Origin of the sequence: Pseudoxanthomonas dokdonensis (assembly GCF_001431405.1) — a bacterium.
Lineage (GTDB): Bacteria > Pseudomonadota > Gammaproteobacteria > Xanthomonadales > Xanthomonadaceae > Pseudoxanthomonas_A > Pseudoxanthomonas_A dokdonensis.
Window position 1 is genome coordinate 480844 of record NZ_LDJL01000011.1, and the last position, 18021, is coordinate 498864.

The window sequence follows — 18021 nt, forward strand, 5'->3', positions numbered from 1 at the left end:
CATGCCAAGAACCGTTTTCTGCCAATACCAGCAGCACGATGCCGAAGGACTGGACTTCGTGCCTTATCCCGGCGAGCTGGGACAACGCATTTTCGCCAACATCGGCAAGTCCGCGTGGGCTGCATGGCTGGCCCACCAGACCATGCTGATCAACGAAAACCGATTGTCACCACGCGATCCCAGGCACCGCGCGTTCCTGGAAGCAGAGCTGGAAAAATTCCTGTTTGCCGGGGGCGCCGAAAAACCACAGGGCTACGTCCCCGAAGACGCCGCGCCGCGTTGATGCGGCGTCGTCCCGCTGTGGTTCCAGCGGACTTCCTACTCGGCGTCTTCGCTGGAGCGCTGCACGGTGCTGGCTTCGCGTAGTTCCTGCTGCGAGGCTTTCAGCGCCTTGCCGTCAACCGGCTGGATGGTGTCGATGCGGCACGGAATATGCGGCCCGGAAGTGCCGGCACCGATTGGCGTGACCTTGTCGAAGCCAGCGGACACTTGGCCATTCATGCTGCTGAGGACAATAGCCTGGGCGTAATCCAGATCCGGGCATGGCCCGCTCAGGGTCAGCAGATAGGTTTCATTGAGCTTGGGCGACACCGCCAGCGCGCCATCGCCCAATGGCGTCCAGCCAGTCAGATTGCCGAAGAAGTTGAAATCCTTGACCGGGGCCCCGGCCACGTCGCGGTACATCGCCAGGCGCTGCGCATCGGTCTGACGCGGACCGGTGGCGCAGCCAGCGACTACCAGCAGCGCACAGGCGGCAACAAACAAGTGTTTCATCGCATACCTCCAGGCAGGGTCCGGGCCGGACAGCACCGCCATGGTAGACCGGCCCCGGCGAGGTTGTGTGAGCGCCAGCCAAGCCGTCACCCGCCCCGGCCAGCCTTCGCCTTGGGCAATGCCAACGCTTGCCATGGGCGCTGGCAATCCGTATCATTCCGCTCCTCGCACCGGCACTGTTGTCGAAAGCGAAAACCATGGCCGGGTAGCTCAGTCGGTAGAGCAAGGGATTGAAAATCCCTGTGTCGGGGGTTCGATTCCCTCCCCGGCCACCATTGGTGGCAAGGCTTTCCACGGTAGTTGCGAAAGCCCATCTGCTGAAAACTCCCGGATCTGCTAAAAATCTCCGCGCCAGCCAGAGCTGGGCGTGATTGCTTGGTGTCCGCTCGGCAGACGCTGCGGTTCGCTTTTTCATCGGTCTGCCCTACCACGTTGCGAGCATATGCTGCATGACATAGCAGGCCAGATACATGCCGCGCTGTTGCAGTTTGCTGCGGGCCTTCGCAATGGCATCGACTGATCGTCGCAACGTCGTGCACATCGCCATGCGAAGACATCACCGCGGTCAGCGCCGCCGGACCGTCCACATACTGGCTCGACTCCGACCATTGGGCTAATGTTGGTCATTCGCGATTGCGTTGGGGAACGCCTGTGATCTGCTTCAAGCGATTTGGTCTGGTATTGCTTCTTGGGTTGCCGCTGGCGCCTGCGCATGCAGCTGGGCACGGACCGTTTCCCTGGCCGGATGGCAGGAAGGCGGCGGTCAGCCTGGCTTATGACGATGCGCTGGATTCGCAACTGGATATCGCCATCCCGGCGCTGGACCGGGTGGGTCTGAAGGGCAGTTTCTATCTGCAGCTGTCGCGTGATCCCGTGCGTGATCGGATGGCCGAATGGCGCCAGGCCGCGGCCAATGGCCATGAACTGGGCAACCACACCCTGTTCCATCAGTGCTCGGGATCGCTGAAGGGGCATGAGTGGGTCGAGCCGTCGCGGGATCTGGACCGCACCAGCGCCGCGCAGATGATCGATCAGGTGCGCCTGGCCAACGTCATGCTGACCGCCATCGATGGCAGGACACAGCGCACGCTGACGGTGCCCTGCGGTGATGTCATCGCCGATGGCGAAAACTATGTGGCCGCCCTGCACCCGGACTTCGTCGCGATCAAGCTCGGCCAGGGCGCGGTGACACCGGACATGTGGGCGCTGGATCCCTATGCGGTGACGGTGGAGGCGCCGGAAGGCGTGACTGGCCAGCAGTTGATCCAGCGCGTACAGCAGGCCATCGAAGCCGGCACCATGGTCAACTTCACCTTCCATGGGGTCGGCGGCGATTACCTCAGCGTGTCACGGCAGGCGCACGACGAACTGCTCGGCTACCTGGCCATGCATCAGGACCAGGTATGGGTGGACACGTTCATCAACATCATGCAATACGTCCGCGAGCAGCAGGCCGCCGCGCACTAGCACGGCCGGTTGTCCACAGCAGGTGTGGATGGTTCTGGCGCAAACATGTGGATAACTGGCGGCACGCTTTGTGCCGCAATGCTGTCAAGTAGTCTGGTCAAATTTTGACCAGCAACAGAACCCATTGGTGTTACTGGCTGGAATCACCGGGCCCTGGCTCGGTGCCGGCTTCAGCAGCAGGCACCCGCTGCCACACTTCGCGCTCGACCCGACGCCCCTGCTCCCAGCGTTCGTTGGTCCAGCGATCACCTTGCAACTGATAGCGGAACTCATAGCGCTGGCCTGCCGGCACGTCATAGGAGGTATAGCGCGGCGTCTCGATGTAGACCTTGTCGTGGTGGTGATACTGGCCCGCGCCGGCGCTCCAGAATTTACCGTTCGCCATGCTGGTGAAACTGAAATTCGCCTCATCCAGCACTTTCAGCGATTGCATGCCGACGTCGCGGTAGCGGATGGTCTGGCCATGTTCGTCGAGGTACTCGCCGTCGACCAGTTGCCAGGTGCCGGCAAACGGGCTTGCCGCCCGGCCGATGACAGGCGGCAGCAGCAGGCAGGCGGTCATCAGTGCGGTCACGAAGTGGCGCATGTATCAGTCCCGGGATGTTTGCTCAGCCCGGCATGCGCTGGCGGCATGCCGGTTGGATGCTGGACTATGCCATCGCAAGCGCGCCGGACTCAATCCTCGTCGGCGGCTTCGCGGCCCTGTTGACGGATGATGGCCAACTGGCGGGCGTCCTCAATCGCCTCGCGCACGCCGTCCAGATCAATGCTGCGCTGATCGTGCACGAACCTGCCAGTCAGCACCGTATCCGGCAGCAACGCGCCTGACTCGTACAGCGCCCACATCTCCTCTCCATACCAGGTATCCAGCAGCTCGGGCGCAAACCGGCCCAGGCTGGCAGTGATCGCATTGACGTCGCGCAGCAGCATCCTGCGGCTGGCGTTGTTGCCGGCGGCGCTGACCACCTGCGGAAAATCAATCAGCACCGGGCCGTCTTCGCCCAGCAGGATGTTGTAGGCGGACAGATCGCCGTGGATCAGGCCGACGCACAGCATCTTGACGATTTCGCCAATCAGGAAGCCATGGAACTGCCGCGCCTGCACGGCCGACAACTCGACCTCGCCCATCCGTGGCGCCGAATAGCCCTCGCCATCGACCACCAGCTCCATCACCAGCACACCGTGGAAAAAGCCATACGGTTCAGGAACCCGCACGCCGGCATCACGCAACTGATAAAGCGCGTCGACTTCGGCGTTCTTCCAGGCCACTTCCTGTTGCTTGCGGCCATAGCGGGTGGCCTTGGATGCCGCCCGCGTCTCGCGGCTGCCGCGCAACTTGCGGCCTTCCTGGTACACCGTGCGCTGCTGGAAACTGCGTTGCGCCAGATCCTTGTAGACCTTGGCGCAGCGCACATCGTCACCGCTGCTGACGACATAGACGGCCGCCTCCTTGCCACTCTTGAGTGGGCGCAGCACCTGGTCGATGACCCCGTCGTCGATGAGAACCTGCAATCCGTTGGGTACTTTCATGGTGTCCTGTCGTGGTGGGAACGCCGCTTGCGACACGGATCGCATGGTTCCAAGCGGTCATCTTTGCATTGAATCGGCAAAAACGCAGTCGCCACGTGCACGCGGGCCTCCATTCCCGCATCGCGTGGTGGCTGGCTGCGGGCGGTTTGCCGGGCCTGGTGGCAATCAACTCGTGATGGCGACCGGATCGCCCAGCACTGGCCATCGCACTCCATTGCCAGCATTGCGCGGACGCTTGCCGCAGTGCGCCTTGAATGCCGGCCGGCATGCGCTTAAATTCGAGGCTGACAGCGCTGTCAGAGTTGGCGACGCTGGATCCATATCCCTGGGGAGGGGTGCCGAATATGCGGGTCAGGATTGAGGACGTGGCCGCCGCCGCGGGCGTGTCCATGAAGACGGTGTCGCGGGTCTTGAACAACGAGCCGACCGTCAAGGAAGCCACCCGCCTGCGCGTGCAGGCGGTGGCCAAATCGCTGAACTATCGCCCTGACCCGTCGGCCCGGAGTCTGGCCGGCCGCAGGTCCTATCTGGTCGCACTGCTGTACGACAATCCGTCGGCCAACTACCTGATGGAAATCCTCACCGGCGTGGTCGAGGCCTGCGAGCAATACCACTACGGGATGGTGGTGCAGCCGGTGGCCTATACCCGCGCGGACTTCGTGCAGACGGTGGAATCACTGGTCGCCCTGTCGCGTCTGGATGGGCTGATCCTGACCCCGCCACTGACCGACAGCATCGCCCTGCTCGACCGTCTGGACGAGTTGCGGATCCCGTATGCCTGCGTATCTCCCAAAGTGCGCGAAGGCGGCATCGGCGTGACCCTGGACGAGCAGGAAGCCGCGCGCGAGATGATCAGCCTGCTGGCATCGATGGGCCACACCCGCATCGCCCACATCCGTGGCCACGCCGCGCACGGCGCCAGCGAATGGCGCCACGAGGGTTACTGCAATGGCCTGCGCCAGGCGGGCATCGACTACGACCCGTCGCTGGTGGTGCAAGGCGAATTTTCCTTCGACTCCGGCATGCAGGCGGCGCATGCGCTGCTGGATCTGGACGATCCGCCGACCGCGATCTTTGCCGCCAACGACGACATGGCCGCGGGGGTGATGAGCGTGGCCCATGGCCGCGGCCTGGACATTCCGGGTGATCTGTCGGTGTGCGGCTTCGACGATACGCCGGTATCGCGACAGATATTCCCGACCCTGACGACGGTGCACCAGCCGGCACGCGACATGGGCCGGCAGGCGACCGTGGAGTTGTTGAAAGCGATCCAGGACCCGGCCAGCGGGCAGATGACGCACATGCCCTACGCGCTGCAGATCCGCCATTCGACCGGTCCGGCACACCGCCAGCGGACATAAAAAAGGTTGCCGGGCTGGAGAGAAGCAACCCGGCAACCATCCCCTGTCAAACAGACCCGCACCGGCGCCTGGTGTCAGCGCCGGCGCCCCGGTTGGATGGCGCCAACCACGCCCGGCCCGTTATTGACTGGCCGGACAGGTGACCGCTTTGTCGACTTCATTGGATGCGCCCAGCGCCACCCGCGAAACCGACAACTGCACGGCACCGCTTGCCTGCAACTGCCAGATGTCGTCGACCCTGGCCACATCGACACCGTTGCCCGCAAAACAGCGCAGCGCGACACCAAGACGGCCCCACTTGCCGTTGGACATGTCGGCCAGTGCCTGGCTGATGTCGACCTTGCCGGCGCAGTCGTTGCCGCAACTCATGCCCAGGGTGACCTTCGCACCAGCAGGCAGTTGTTCAGGACGCAGGGTGGTCACCAGCATCACGTCACCGTTGGTCTCGCGGCTGATATCCAGTGGCTGTTCCGAATGCAGGACCATGCTGGCGGTGCCATTGCCCGACCAGGCCAGACGCCGCGCATCTTCCTGTTGCTGGTAGTCGACACCGCTGATGCGCAGGCTGTCATCGGCCGACGCGGTCGGGATCGCATTTATCTCGGCCTGCTTGCCGGCCGCATGCAACTGCGCGCTCAAACCGCTGGTCGCCATCCCGCGCTGCAGGTACACACCGGGCAACGCATGTTGTCCCGACACCCCGGACTGTTCCGGCAAGGCTGCCAGATCACCCTTGTCGGCATAGCTCAGGCCATAGCCGAAGGCGAACAACGGGTCATAGCCTGGCTGGCCGACGTTGTTGTCGTACTGGGTGGCCGTGCGCGGCCAGGAAAAGCTCAGCTTGCCCTTGAAATCATGTTGTACCTGCCCGTTGCGGTCGCGCAGCAGCACATCGGCCACGCCCGCCCCTTCCGAACCCGGCAACCATGCGGCGACAAACGCATCGGCGGCATTGATCTCGCGGTTCATCCACAACGGCCGTCCACTCAGGAACACCGCCACCACCGGGATGCCATCGGCCTTCAGCCGCTTGATCAGTTCCAGATCGCTGCCATTGCCCGGCTTGTACAGCAGGGTCGGGATGTCGCCCTGGAATTCGGCGTAGGGGTCTTCGCCAAACACCACCACCGCCGCATCGGGTTTCTGCTGGTAGCTGCCATCGACTGACAGGATGGCCTTGCCACCGGCGGCCCTGGCCTGCTGCTCGAAGCCTTCGAAAATACTGTCGGCATGGGGGAAGTCGGCACGGGTGGTGCCGGTGCCCTGCCAGTTGAGTGTCCAGCCACCGGCCTGCTTGCCGACATCATCGGCACCATCGCCCGCCACCAGCAGGGTCTTGCGCGGATCCAGCGGCAGGATCGCGTTGTTGTTCTTCAGCAGCACCAGCGATTCGCGTACCGCCTGGCGGGCGACCGCGCGATGTTCCGCTGAACCGAGCAGCTCATACTTGCCACCCAGCGGGCGCGAGGAAGGCTTGCCAGCCTCGAACAGGCCCAGCCGCATCTTCACCCGCAGGATCCGGGCTACTGCGTCATCCAGCCGCTTCATCGGAATCTCGCCCGACTTCACCGCCGCCAGCGCGCTGGTGTAATACGCCTTCCAGGTATCCGGCGCCATCAGCATGTCGATGCCGGCATTGAAGGCGGCCGGGCAACTGTCGTTGCTGCAGCCTTCGACCTGACCGTGCGCATTCCAGTCGCTGACCACGAAGCCGCCGAAATTCATCCGCCCTTTCAGCACATCGGTGAGCAGGTAGTGATCACCGGTCATCTTCTTGCCGTTGAAGCTGTTGAACGAAGCCATCACGCTCTGCGCGCCGGCAGCGATCGCCGGCGGATAACCGGCGTTGTGGATACGCGCCAGTTCGGCTTCGCTGATGCGGGTGTCGCCCTGGTCCTTGCCGCCGCTGGTGCCGCCATCGCCCAGGTAATGCTTGACCGACACCATCACATGGCTGCCGTCCAGGAACTGCGGCGTACCGACCTTGCCCTGCAGGCCCTCGACCATCGCCCCGGCAAAACTGGCGACCACGTCGGGTGATTCGGAGTAGCCCTCGTAGGCGCGGCCCCAGCGATCATCCTGCGGTACCGCCACGGTCGGTGCGAACGCCCACTCCATGCCGGTGACGCGGGTTTCGGCCGCGGTGATCTCGCCGATGCGATGCATCAGCTCGGGGTTGCGCGTCGCGCCCAGCGCGATGTTGTGCGGGAACAACGTCGCACCGACGATGTTGCTCTGGCCGTGGATGGCATCGATACCGAACAGCACCGGGATCACCGTATGTCCGTCGCTTCCATCCATCGATGCCTGGTAAAACGCATCGGCCAGCGCCAGCCACTCGGAGGGCTTGGCGTTGTAACGGCCACCGGGATCGGAATTGCCGCCCGCCAGGATGGAGCCAAGGTGGTACTTGCGTACGTCCTCCGGTGTCAGGCTGGCAATATCCCCCTGGACGATCTGGCCGACCTTTTCTTCCACCGTCATCCTGGCGAGCAGCTCACCGATGCGTTTTTCCATCGCCGGGTCCGCGGCCAGTGGCCAGTGGACCTCGGGCCACGCCGGATCCACCGCCCGGCCGGCGCGGGTGCCGTCGTTGCCGGGACTGGCAGCCAGCGCCGCGCCGACCATCAACGTGGACGAAGCCGATGCGAACAGCATGGCGAGCAGCAAGCTACGCGGGCGCAGGCGCGGGGTGGTCGTTTTCAAGCGTGTTCTCCCGTGACGATGGAAATGCGCGCCCGACCTCCCTCCCCGGAGCGGGCGCGGACATAACGTTTCCCAAAATGGCAGCGCTGTCAATAAATTGTGACCCTGGCGTCGGTTGCCGTCCCACCCTGATCAACGATGGCGCGCCCGCAGTCGTCCACCGGAAGATGGACAACGTGTGGCAAAGCCCGGCGCATGTGCAGTTTTGCCCGCGCTCAACCTCCTGCCGTGGCGCATCCGATGCGCCTTGCGCGGACCTCCGTCGCCGCTTCGTCATGTTGCGGCACACCATGGATTTCGACATCGTCATGCGCGCCATGACCCTGCCCATACGCCGTAGTATCCTGATCGCCTGTATCCAGCCGGAGGTGGGGAATGCGTCGAATCAAACGTGCAACGGGAATCGTGGGACTGGTCCTGCTGATGGCGTTGCTGGCCTCCTGCAGCAGTGGTCCGGCACGGCGCGTGTCCGAACCGGCGGTATTCATCCAGCAGTTGTCGGTGGATGCCAACGGCAGTTGGAAAGTCGATCTACGCCTGCAGAATTACAGCAGCATTCCGATGCGCTTTGACCAACTGCGTCTGGAACTGCAGTTGTCCGGCCAGGCGGCTGGCACCCTGCAGGCCAGTCCACAGCTGTCGGTGGGTCCGGAGTCGGCCGATGTGGTCAGCGTCGCGCTGCAGCCGACCTCGGCCGGCCGGATTGCGGTCGCCGACGCGCTCGCCAGCCGCCGCGCCATCGAGTACCAGCTCAGCGGCACCGCCAATGCGCTGCCTGAAGACGGCAAGTCGCGCGATTTCGACATCAGCAGCAACAACCTGCTCAATCCGGTTCCCGGCCTGGACGGCGTGCTGCGTTGAACCGCCGTCGCCGTCAACGCCGACCTGCTGGAAGAACCGTATCCCCCGCACTGAAGAGTTTTCGACATGAGTAGCTACAACGCCCCACTGAACGACATCCGTTTTGCGCTTTACGACGTGCTGGGGGCGGAGGCACTGTTCCAGCGCCTGGGTTATGCCGACGCCAGCCGTGACATCGTCGATGCGGTACTCGAAGAAGCCGCGCGCTTCACCGGCAGCGTGCTCGCACCACTGAACAGCGTCGGCGATGAAGTCGGCTGCAGTTTCGATGCCGCCAGTGGCGACGTCACCACCCCGCCCGGCTTCAGGCAGGCTTACCAGCAGTTCGTTGATGGCGGCTGGAGCGGGCTGACCTCGGCCGCGGATTTCGGTGGCCAGGGCCTGCCGCACGTGCTGGGCGTGCCGCTCAACGAGATGATCAACGCCGCCAACCTGGCCTGGGGCAATTTCCCGCTGCTTTCGCACGGTGCCGTGCATGCGCTGGAACACCATGGCCAGGACTGGCAGCGCGAAGTGTTCCTCAAGCCGCTGGTCGAAGGCCGCTGGACCGGCACCATGTGCCTGACCGAGCCGCATTGCGGCACGGACCTGGGCTTGCTGAAGACCCGCGCCACCGCCAATGCCGATGGTGAGAGTTATTCGATCAGCGGTACCAAGATCTTCATCACCGCCGGCGAACACGATTTCACCGACAACATCGTGCATCTGGTGCTGGCCAAGCTACCCGATGCGCCGCCGGGTGCGAAGGGTATTTCGCTGTTCGTGGTGCCCAAGTTCAAGGTCGCCGGCGACGGTACCGTCGGCGAGCGCAATGGCGTGCGCTGCGGGTCGATCGAACACAAGATGGGGATCAAGGCCTCGGCCACCTGCGTGATCAATTTCGATGACGCACAAGGCTATCTGGTCGGTGGTGCGCACAAAGGCCTGCAGGCGATGTTTACGATGATGAACACTGCGCGCCTGGGAGTTGGCCTGCAGGGCATCGGCCTGTCCGAACGCGCCTACCAGAACGCCTTGCGCTACGCGCGCGAGCGCCTGCAGTCACGCGCCCTGTCCGGGGCCAGATTTCCTGACAAGCCGGCCGACCCGATCATCGTCCACCCCGATGTCCGGCGCATGCTGCTGAGCATCAAGTCACTGGTCGAAGGCAGCCGCCTGCTGGCGCTGCATGCGGGCAGCCTGATCGATGTCGCCAAGCGCGCCGCCGACCCCAAGGAGCGTGAAGAGGCGGAAACGCTGGTCAGTTTCCTGACCCCGATTTCCAAGGCCTGCCAGACCGAATGGGGCATCGAGAACACCTATAACGCGGTGCAGTGCTTCGGTGGCCACGGCTACATCCGCGAACACGGCATCGAGCAGCTGGCACGTGACGCCCGCATCACCACCTTGTACGAAGGCACCACCGGCATCCAGGCATTGGATCTGATCGGTCGCAAGACCGCCGCCAGCCACGGCGCTGGACTCAAGCTGTTCCTGGCCCAGGTGCAGGCGTTCGTGAAGCAGCATCAAGACGATCAGGCGATGGCCGAGTTCATCGTGCCACTGGCCCGCAAAGCCGAGGAATGGGCGAGCCTGACCACTGACATCCTGCAACGTGCGCAGGACAACCCGGAAGAACTGGGCGCGGCCAGTTACGACTATCTGTTCTATTCCGGCTATGTGGTGCTGGCTTACTGGTGGGCCCGCAGCGTGGCCGCGGCCAATGCGTCGGCGCATGGTGCCGATTTCAGGCAATCGAAGCTGGAAACCGCGCGCTTCTATTACGCGCGGATCCTGCCGCGGACGCTGACCCACGCCGCGGCCATCCAGTCCGGTGCCGCGCCGCTGATGGCGATGGCCGACGCCCGCTTCGGCGAATAGCACAGTGGCACATTGACCTACCGTCGGCGGTCCTCGCAACCGGGCCGCCGACGGTGCTATCCAAATCGTCATCAATTGGGTATAACCTGTATCCCCAATGGAGGCAGACACAGCTCAGCTTCAACGGGTGGATACCGGTAACAGGCCGGCCGCGATGCCGTCGGCGTCGATCGCCCAGCTCAATCCACGTGGTGCGGTCCGGGTATTGTCTCTCGATGCGCATGGCCACGTACTCGACTGGATCAACTGGCAGGACGCGACCTGCCTGTATGCGCGTGATGCAGTGGCCTGGACGCTGGGCGATCCGTGCCTGCGCGTGCATGGCGGCACCTGCCGGATCAGCGGCGCGCAGAGTGTCATCGAACTGCATCCGATTGTTGCATCGCGTGGCCACGCCCGTGCCAGCGCGCTGTCACCCACGCCGAGCCTGAGCAACACCGCCCTGTTCGCCCGCGATGCCCAGCTATGCCTGTATTGCGGCCGTGAGTTCACCCGGCCGCACCTGACCCGCGATCACGTGCTGCCGTTGTCCAAGGGCGGCAAGGACATCTGGGAAAACGTGGTCACCGCCTGCTTCCACTGCAATTCGCGCAAGAGCAACCGCACCCCGCAACAGGCCAACATGCCGCTGCTGGCGGTGCCGTACCGGCCAAGCTGGGTCGAACACCTGATCCTGTCCAACCGCAACATCCTGGCCGACCAGATGGCGTTCCTCAAATCACACCTGCCCAAGCGCTCAAAACTGCTGGCCTGAGCCAGGCGCCGTGGCCGATGGCCTGGCGCCAGACAAAGCTGAACATCATTGCTTGCCCCACTTCACACAAGGGGGGGAAAATAGCGGGTCAGAAGAAGCCCAAGCCAATGATTGATCCCAGCCGTTATCCCCACCTCTCCCGGATCCAGACACCGGCCGACCTGCGCCAGTTTGGCGAAGATCAGTTGCCGGCCATCGCCGAGGAGCTGCGCGGCTACCTGATCGAATCCGTCGGTCGCAGTGGCGGCCATTTCGGCGCCGGGCTTGGCGTCATCGAGCTCACCGTGGCCCTGCATTACCTGTACGACACGCCGCGCGACCGGCTGGTCTGGGACGTCGGCCACCAGTGCTATCCGCACAAGATCCTGACCGGCCGGCGCGACCAGATCCACACGGTCAAGCAGGCCGACGGCGTGGCGCCGTTCCCCAAGCGCGAGGAAAGCGAATACGACACTTTTGGCGTCGGCCATTCGTCGACCTCGATCTCGGCCGCGCTGGGCATGGCCATCGCGCTGGCCCAGGCCGGCGACGAGCGCAAGGTGGTGGCAGTGATCGGCGATGGCGCGATGACCGCGGGCATGGCCTTCGAAGCGCTCAACCACGCCGGCGGCATGGAGCCGGAGCCGAACCTGCTGGTGGTGCTCAACGACAACCAGATGTCGATTTCGGAAAACGTCGGCGGGCTGACCAAACTGCTCGGCCGGATGAGCAGCAGCCGCACCCTCAATTCACTGCGTGAAGGTGGCAAGAAGCTGCTCGGTGACAAGCGCAAGCCGCCGGCGCGGTTCATGCGTCGCTGGGAAGAACACTGGAAAGGCATGTTCGTGCCGTCCACATTGTTCGAGCAGATGGGTTTCCACTACACCGGCCCGATCGATGGCAACGATGTGACCGCGCTGGTCAACGCGATGAAAGTGCTGAAGACCCTCAAGGGTCCGCAGCTGCTGCACATCATGACCACCAAGGGCAAAGGCTACGAGCTCGCCGAAGGCGATCAGATCGGCTATCACGCGGTCGGCCCGTTCGATCCGCAGAAGGGCCTGGTCAGCAAGACCGGCGCCAGGAAGCCGACCTATACCGATATCTTCAGCGACTGGTTGTGCGACATGGCCGCCGCAGATCCCAAGTTGCTCGGTATCACCCCGGCCATGCGCGAAGGCTCCGGGCTGGTCCGTTTCAGCAAGAAATATCCGGACCGTTACTTCGACGTCGCCATCGCCGAACAGCATGCGGTGACCTTGGCCGCCGGCATGGCCTGCGAAGGCAGCAAGCCGGTGGTGGCGATCTATTCGACCTTCCTGCAGCGTGGTTACGACCAACTGGTCCATGACGTGGCGATCCAGCAGCTGGACGTGCTGTTTGCGATCGACCGTGGCGGCGTGGTCGGCCCTGATGGTGCCACCCATGCCGGCAACCTCGACCTGAGCTACCTGCGTTGCGTGCCGCACATGGTGGTGATGGCACCGGCCGATGAAAACGAATGCCGGCAGATGCTCAGCACCGGTTTCAAGTACCAGGGCCCGGCGGCGGTGCGCTATCCGCGCGGCACCGGTCCGGGTGTCACCCCGGCCGCCGACCTGCAGACGCTGCCCATCGGCCAGGCACAGACCCGGCTGCAGGGTTCGCGCGTGGCCATTCTTGCGTTCGGCTCGACCGTGGCCGCAGCCGAGGATGTCGGCCGCGACCTGGGCCTGACCGTGGTCAACATGCGCTTCGTCAAACCGCTGGACCGCGCCTTGATCCTGCAGCTGGCGCAGAGCCACCAGGGGCTGGTGACGGTGGAGGACAACGTGGTGATGGGCGGTGCTGGCTCCGGCGTGGCCGAACTACTCAATCAGGCCGGGGTGCAGGCGCCGATCCTGCATCTGGGACTGCCGGATGAATTCCAGCGCCACGCCAGTCGCGAACAGTTGCTGGCCGAGGCCGGCATCGATGCGGCCGGCATCCGCGCCGCCATCCTCAAGCGCTGGCCGCAACTGGCGGCGGTACCGGGTCAGATCGCGGCCGGCTGAGCGGCAGCTTACGTGTAACGCGGAGCTTTGCCCGCAGCTGCCCGCGCAACGCCATCGCCAGGCCGGAGCGCTAACGCAACCGGTCTGGCCCGTACAGCGGCGCGCTTCACGCGGTAAGATGCGGGCATCGGCTGGCGAGCGGCGCATCCGGGGCGATGGCAAGGACACGGCCGGCGTCGAATCCGCCACATCGCAACAACACACGCACCGTGTCCACAACGCATGGAGGCATGCCCGATGGGGAGCTGGTTCATTTCGCTCGACTGGCTACAGGTCATGACCGTCGGCGTGATGTATTTCAGTGTGCTGTATTTCACTACCGCGCTTGTCAACACATGGCTGAGCCAGCGCCTGATGCCGGCAATCGGTTTCGGCAGGCGGCTGGATCCACGACCGCTGCGCCCGGGCCAGCTGCGACGCGAGATCGGCGAATCAATGATGTCGATCCTGATATTCGGTACCGGCCTGGTGGTGCCCTGGGGATTGCTCAGGCTGGGTTGGGCGCAATTGGCAACGGCGCCGTCAGTCGCGCAGATCATCATCGAAATCATCGTCCTGTTCTTCTGGAACGAGCTGCATTTCTATCTCAACCACCGCCTGCTGCACACCCGGCTGATGCGTCGATTCCATGTGGCGCATCACCGTTCGCACGTGGCCACGCCGTTTTCCACCTACGCGTTCCATCCGGTGGAAGCGGCCATGCTTGGCAGCGTGCCGCTGATTCCAATGCTGCTGCACGATTTCAGTTTCGCCGCACTCGCCAGCCTGCCGGTAATCAGCATCGTGCTGAACAGTCTTGGCCATGCCAATTACGAATACAGCCGCAGCGCGCCAGCGCGGGGACCGCTGGCCGCAAGCCGCCGCCATCATCTGCATCACGCCTGCTACCACGGCAACTACGGATTCCTGTTGCCGGTGTTCGACCAGCTGTTCGGCACCGGCCTGCCGCTGGATGCCGCCGATGATCGAATCGCAGCGCGCGGCGGGGACGGAGCGACATGAATCCGCTGCCGATGCTGCGCAACCAGCGCGACTGGCAGAGCCTGGCCTATCTGGTCGCGCAGCCGTCGCTGATGTACTGGCAATGGCGCCACGGCTGGCAGCCGCTGCTGTTCGGGCTGTCGCTGCTGCTGGCCATCGGCATCAGCATCATTCATCACAACCACGCCCATCTGCCGCTCTGGCGCGGTCGCCGCGCCAACCGCGCTACCGATCTGTGGATCACGTTGCTGCAAGGCCATCCGACCTGCGTGTTCCATCCGGCCCATAATCGCAACCACCATCGCCACCGGCACGGACCCAGCGATTGCAGCCGCACCTGGCGTTTCGGTGACCACAATCATCTGCTGGGCTGGTTGCTGCATCCGCTGCTGGCAGTGGTCGCCGTTTATCCGCTGGTCTGGCAGTGGCTGCGCAGCCTTCGTCGGCGTGCGCCGCGCGTGTGGCGTTGGTACCTGCTGCAGTACCTCGCATGGCTGGGCAGCTGGTGCCTGCTGCTCGCCATGGATCCAGGCAAGGCACTGCTGCTGGTCATCGTGCCGCAACTGTTTGGCCTGCACTGGCTGTTGGGCGCCAACTACCTGCAGCATGCCCATGCCGATGATCGAGGCCATCTCGCCTACGCACGCAATTTCGAAGGTGCTAGCAACCTGATCTGGTTCAACATCGGCCTGCATACCGCCCATCACGAGCATGCGCGGGCGCACTGGTCGCACCTGCCGGCGCTGCACGCGCGCTACCGCGCCGCCATCCCCGCGCGTTTGCTGGAGCCAGGCCTGTCGGGCTATATCACCCGGGTATTCCTGCTGGCGCCTTGGGTACCGCGCCTGCGTTCGCATTCGCTGCGCGGCCATCGCCCAGACCGAAACCTCTCTTCTCCCTACATGGATCGCAAGGACTGTTGATGCCTACCCGTTTTGAACGCTGCTGGATCCAGGCCACCGGGCGCTTCCTGCCCGGCGCCGCCATCGACAACGAGGCCATGGATGCCTACATCGCACCACTGAACCGCATTTCCGCCCGGATCAAGAAGCGCATCCTCGGCGAGAACGGCATCCGCAGCCGCCACTATGCGGTCGACGCCGACGGCAACACGCTGCATTCCTGCGCCGGCATGGCCGCTGCGGCGGTACACGACTGCCTGGCCCAGGCCGGCATCGGCCTGGACAAGGTCGGCATGCTGGCCTGCGGAACATCGGGCGGCGATGCGCTGATGCCCGGCTTCGCCAGCATGCTGCAGGGCGAACTGGCGGCGCCACCGATGCAGACGCTGTCCAGTCATGGCATCTGCGCCTCCGGGGTGGGTGCCTGGGAAGGCGCAGCAGCAGCCATCGAACTCGGTTCCCATGCCCATGCGCTGGTCGCGGCGGCTGAAATGCCATCGCGTCTGTTCAAGCGTTCGCGCTATGCCGCGCGCGACTACGACGCCGATTTCGATGCGCATTTCCTGCGCTGGATGCTGTCCGACGGTGCCGGCGCGCTGCTGCTGACGTCGGCGCCAGCGGCCAGCGCGGGTATACGCCTGCGCCTGCGCTTCATCCACCAGCGCTCGTTCTCCGGCGACTATCCGGTGTGCATGCAACTGGGCTTGTCGCCGGACCGTGCACGTTCGCACCTGGACTATGATTCGTGGCGACAGGCTGAAGCCGATGGCGCGTTGTTCCTGCGCCAGGACATCCGGCTGCTGCCACACCTGTTCGATGTCGGCATCCACGAGTACGCCAGCCTGGCCCACGCCGGCTGGATCGACAGCAGCCGTATCGATCACTTTCTTTGCCACTATTCATCGGAGCGGTTCGCGCCGGTGGTGGATGAGTTGATGCACAAGGCCGGGCTGGCGATTCCGCGCGAACGCTGGTACAGCAACCTGACCAGCCGCGGCAACACCGGCGCGGCGTCGATCTTCATCATGCTCGACGAGTTCCTGCGCAGCCATGATCTGCGGCCGGGTGAACAGATCCTGTGCTTCATTCCCGAATCCGGCCGCTTCACCGTGTCCTTCGCCCTGATTGAAGTGGAAGCCGCCGATGCGCCGATGCCGCTGCCGGTCCGTCAATCCGTTGCCAACGAGCAGACAGGTGATGCCGAAAGCATTGCCGCGCCGCACGACCCGGACAGCGCTCCAGCCGCGCTGAAGCATCTGCTCGGCGAGCTGGCGACGATCTGGCATGACTACCGCTCACGCGCATGGCGCACGCCGGTGATCCGCCGTATCCGCGAACGCCGCTTCAGCCGCGCCGATTACCTGCAATGGATGCAGCACTGGATCCCGCAGGTGCGCGAGGGCAGCCTGTGGATGCGCGAGGGGGCTGCCTCGGTACAGGCGCCGTACCTGGGCCTGGCCGAGCTGATCGAAACCCATGCCGGCGACGAGCAGGACGATTACCAGATCCTGTTCGACGACTATCGCAGGGCCGGCGGCGATATCGACGACATCGACCGGCTTCGGCGCAATCCCGGCGGCGAGGCCCTCACCGCCTACCTGCATGCGCTGGCCGCGACCATCAATCCGCTGGGCCTGCTCGGCGCCATCTACATCATCGAAGGCACCGGCCAACGGATCATCCCGGCGTTGCTGCCATTGTTGAAGTCCAGCCTGGATCTGCCGGCGGATGCGTTCCGCTTCCTCGAGTACCATGGCGAAAATGACCAGCATCATCTCCTGCGTTGGCTGCGCGCTGTCGAAATCGTGCTTGAACACGATGCAGACGGTCGCGGCGTGCAGGCCATCATCGACACCGCCCGGCGTACCGCCGAGCTTTATCTGATGCAGTTCGAACACGTGCCGACGCCATGAAGCCCACTCCTGATTTCATGGCCCATGGCCATGACCCGCGCGATCCCAATCCCTGGCTGGCGATGTATCTCGACCAGAGCACACCGCTGGACGAGGAGGTCAAGCGCGCCTGGCTCGCCGACTCCAGTTCGTGGTCGCGTCAGTTCGTATTGCCGTTCGTGCGTCCTTTCGCCCGCACCCTGATCGTGCTGTTCCAGATCATCAAGGTGCTGGCGCCACGCAAGCTGGCGTTCTCGCGGCTGTTGCACCGTCTGCTGGCCTGGGGCATGGAAAACTTCATCCGCCCGGAGGCCAACTGGCTGATCCTGCGCCACTTCCACCTGGGTTCGCAGGTGCTGGAGTTCATCGCCAGGAACTCACCCGTGCCAGTGGCGACCAATCCACTCCGGCCCACCGCCATTGCTGACGTGCGCGAGGACATGTTCCTGGTCCACGATCTCAATCTGTACAACTTCGTCATCCGCCTCAACCAGGCGCTGCGCGATAACGGCCAGCAGCTGCAGCATGTAGCGGAGCCGGATCTTTCGATGATCCAGCAACCGCCATTGGCGCTGGCCGACATGCCGCGGCGGCGGCGCAATTTCCTCGACCTGCAAAGTTCGATCGAGCTGTTCACGCCGATCTACCAGTTGCTGCTGACCGACAGCGACTTCTGGCGCGCCACCAACTCATTGCAGCTGGACGAAACCATCGGCCTGTACGCGGCCACCATTCTGGATGCGCGCTCGCACCTGATCCTGTTGAACAATCGCCATCCACTGGTACCGATGTCGACCTTGCGCGCCGGTTTCCGATTGACCCTGCATGGCTTGTCGACCGAAATGCTGCACGCGTTCCTCAGCGCCAAACGCGATCAACAGGCCACTGCCGCGGGCCGGGAACCCACCGACGCCGCGTAAT

General features: G+C 64.1%; 15 protein-coding genes and 1 tRNA gene. 12 read left to right on the forward strand and 4 right to left on the reverse strand.

Going from position 1 to position 18021, the window contains the following annotated elements:
* Window position 1: 1 nt before the first annotated feature.
* Window positions 2–283: an oxidative damage protection protein gene (locus tag ABB29_RS11795; protein WP_057659216.1), complete on the forward strand. Its 282-nt coding sequence runs from the start codon at window positions 2–4 to the stop codon at window positions 281–283.
* Window positions 284–318: 35 nt separating this feature from the next.
* Here the strand turns inward: ABB29_RS11795 and ABB29_RS11800 are convergent, their stop codons facing one another.
* The gene (locus ABB29_RS11800) at window positions 319–774 is read right to left on the reverse strand and encodes a DUF6491 family protein (protein ID WP_057659219.1); all 456 of its coding nucleotides are present in this window, start codon (window positions 772–774) and stop codon (window positions 319–321) included.
* Between the two features lie 199 nt (window positions 775–973).
* Between ABB29_RS11800 and ABB29_RS11805 the strand changes: the two genes are divergently transcribed.
* Window positions 974–1049: transfer RNA gene (locus ABB29_RS11805), tRNA-Phe, on the forward strand.
* A gap of 376 nt (window positions 1050–1425) precedes the next feature.
* Window positions 1426–2241 (forward strand): polysaccharide deacetylase family protein, encoded by an 816-nt coding sequence (locus ABB29_RS11810; protein ID WP_157062612.1) that lies wholly within the window; start codon window positions 1426–1428, stop codon window positions 2239–2241.
* 130 nt (window positions 2242–2371) lie between these two features.
* Here the strand turns inward: ABB29_RS11810 and ABB29_RS11815 are convergent, their stop codons facing one another.
* Together ABB29_RS11815 and ABB29_RS11820 are read right to left on the reverse strand one after the other, a co-directional pair.
* Entirely contained in the window at window positions 2372–2827 is a 456-nt protein-coding gene (locus ABB29_RS11815; protein WP_057659220.1) for an early set domain-containing protein, read from the reverse strand.
* A gap of 89 nt (window positions 2828–2916) precedes the next feature.
* Window positions 2917–3771, reverse strand: coding sequence for a PA4780 family RIO1-like protein kinase (locus ABB29_RS11820; RefSeq protein WP_057659508.1), 855 nt, complete (start codon window positions 3769–3771; stop codon window positions 2917–2919).
* A 344-nt stretch (window positions 3772–4115) separates the two neighbouring features.
* On the opposite strand from ABB29_RS11820, the gene ABB29_RS11825 reads away from it, so the two are divergent.
* A complete protein-coding gene (locus tag ABB29_RS11825) occupies window positions 4116–5132 on the forward strand; it encodes a LacI family DNA-binding transcriptional regulator (protein WP_057659223.1) in 1017 nt (338 codons plus the stop codon).
* Window positions 5133–5252: 120 nt separating this feature from the next.
* On the opposite strand, the gene ABB29_RS11830 is transcribed toward ABB29_RS11825, so the two are convergent.
* Window positions 5253–7790 carry a glycoside hydrolase family 3 protein gene (locus ABB29_RS11830; protein WP_083487859.1) on the reverse strand — a complete coding sequence of 846 codons (2538 nt, stop codon included), beginning with the start codon at window positions 7788–7790 and terminating at the stop codon, window positions 5253–5255.
* A gap of 432 nt (window positions 7791–8222) precedes the next feature.
* Between ABB29_RS11830 and ABB29_RS11835 the strand changes: the two genes are divergently transcribed.
* The 8 genes from ABB29_RS11835 (at window position 8223) to ABB29_RS11870 (ending at window position 18020) form a co-directional block, all read left to right on the forward strand.
* The gene (locus tag ABB29_RS11835; RefSeq protein ID WP_057659512.1) at window positions 8223–8699 is read left to right on the forward strand and encodes an LEA/WHy family protein; all 477 of its coding nucleotides are present in this window, start codon (window positions 8223–8225) and stop codon (window positions 8697–8699) included.
* A gap of 66 nt (window positions 8700–8765) precedes the next feature.
* Window positions 8766–10559: an acyl-CoA dehydrogenase C-terminal domain-containing protein gene (locus ABB29_RS11840; protein WP_057659224.1), complete on the forward strand. Its 1794-nt coding sequence runs from the start codon at window positions 8766–8768 to the stop codon at window positions 10557–10559.
* Window positions 10560–10713: 154 nt separating this feature from the next.
* The gene (locus tag ABB29_RS11845) at window positions 10714–11313 is read left to right on the forward strand and encodes an HNH endonuclease (RefSeq protein ID WP_245622625.1); all 600 of its coding nucleotides are present in this window, start codon (window positions 10714–10716) and stop codon (window positions 11311–11313) included.
* Window positions 11314–11420: 107 nt separating this feature from the next.
* A complete protein-coding gene (gene dxs / locus ABB29_RS11850) occupies window positions 11421–13325 on the forward strand; it encodes a 1-deoxy-D-xylulose-5-phosphate synthase (RefSeq protein ID WP_057659228.1) in 1905 nt (634 codons plus the stop codon).
* A gap of 237 nt (window positions 13326–13562) precedes the next feature.
* A complete protein-coding gene (locus tag ABB29_RS11855) occupies window positions 13563–14327 on the forward strand; it encodes a sterol desaturase family protein (protein WP_057659230.1) in 765 nt (254 codons plus the stop codon).
* Window positions 14324–15229, forward strand: coding sequence for a fatty acid desaturase (locus tag ABB29_RS11860; protein WP_057659232.1), 906 nt, complete (start codon window positions 14324–14326; stop codon window positions 15227–15229). Before ABB29_RS11855 ends, ABB29_RS11860 begins: the two co-directional genes overlap by 4 nt.
* Window positions 15229–17121: a StlD/DarB family beta-ketosynthase gene (locus ABB29_RS11865; protein ID WP_057659235.1), complete on the forward strand. Its 1893-nt coding sequence runs from the start codon at window positions 15229–15231 to the stop codon at window positions 17119–17121. The genes ABB29_RS11860 and ABB29_RS11865 overlap by 1 nt, the downstream gene beginning before the upstream one ends.
* Window positions 17118–18020: a DUF6999 family protein gene (locus ABB29_RS11870; protein WP_057659237.1), complete on the forward strand. Its 903-nt coding sequence runs from the start codon at window positions 17118–17120 to the stop codon at window positions 18018–18020. Before ABB29_RS11865 ends, ABB29_RS11870 begins: the two co-directional genes overlap by 4 nt.
* Window position 18021 lies beyond the last annotated feature (1 nt).

Coding starts and splice junctions, on each gene's coding strand:
- ABB29_RS11800 (WP_057659219.1), bottom strand. CDS start 774: ATGAAACACTTGTTTGTTGCCGCCTGTGCGCTGCTGGTAGTCGCTGGC.
- ABB29_RS11840 (WP_057659224.1), top strand. CDS start 8,766: ATGAGTAGCTACAACGCCCCACTGAACGACATCCGTTTTGCGCTTTAC.
- ABB29_RS11845 (WP_245622625.1), top strand. CDS start 10,714: ATGCCGTCGGCGTCGATCGCCCAGCTCAATCCACGTGGTGCGGTCCGG.
- ABB29_RS11820 (WP_057659508.1), bottom strand. CDS start 3,771: ATGAAAGTACCCAACGGATTGCAGGTTCTCATCGACGACGGGGTCATC.
- ABB29_RS11865 (WP_057659235.1), top strand. CDS start 15,229: ATGCCTACCCGTTTTGAACGCTGCTGGATCCAGGCCACCGGGCGCTTC.
- dxs (WP_057659228.1), top strand. CDS start 11,421: ATGATTGATCCCAGCCGTTATCCCCACCTCTCCCGGATCCAGACACCG.
- ABB29_RS11870 (WP_057659237.1), top strand. CDS start 17,118: ATGAAGCCCACTCCTGATTTCATGGCCCATGGCCATGACCCGCGCGAT.
- ABB29_RS11795 (WP_057659216.1), top strand. CDS start 2: ATGCCAAGAACCGTTTTCTGCCAATACCAGCAGCACGATGCCGAAGGA.
- ABB29_RS11830 (WP_083487859.1), bottom strand. CDS start 7,790: ATGCTGTTCGCATCGGCTTCGTCCACGTTGATGGTCGGCGCGGCGCTG.
- ABB29_RS11825 (WP_057659223.1), top strand. CDS start 4,116: ATGCGGGTCAGGATTGAGGACGTGGCCGCCGCCGCGGGCGTGTCCATG.
- ABB29_RS11860 (WP_057659232.1), top strand. CDS start 14,324: ATGAATCCGCTGCCGATGCTGCGCAACCAGCGCGACTGGCAGAGCCTG.
- ABB29_RS11855 (WP_057659230.1), top strand. CDS start 13,563: ATGGGGAGCTGGTTCATTTCGCTCGACTGGCTACAGGTCATGACCGTC.
- ABB29_RS11815 (WP_057659220.1), bottom strand. CDS start 2,827: ATGCGCCACTTCGTGACCGCACTGATGACCGCCTGCCTGCTGCTGCCG.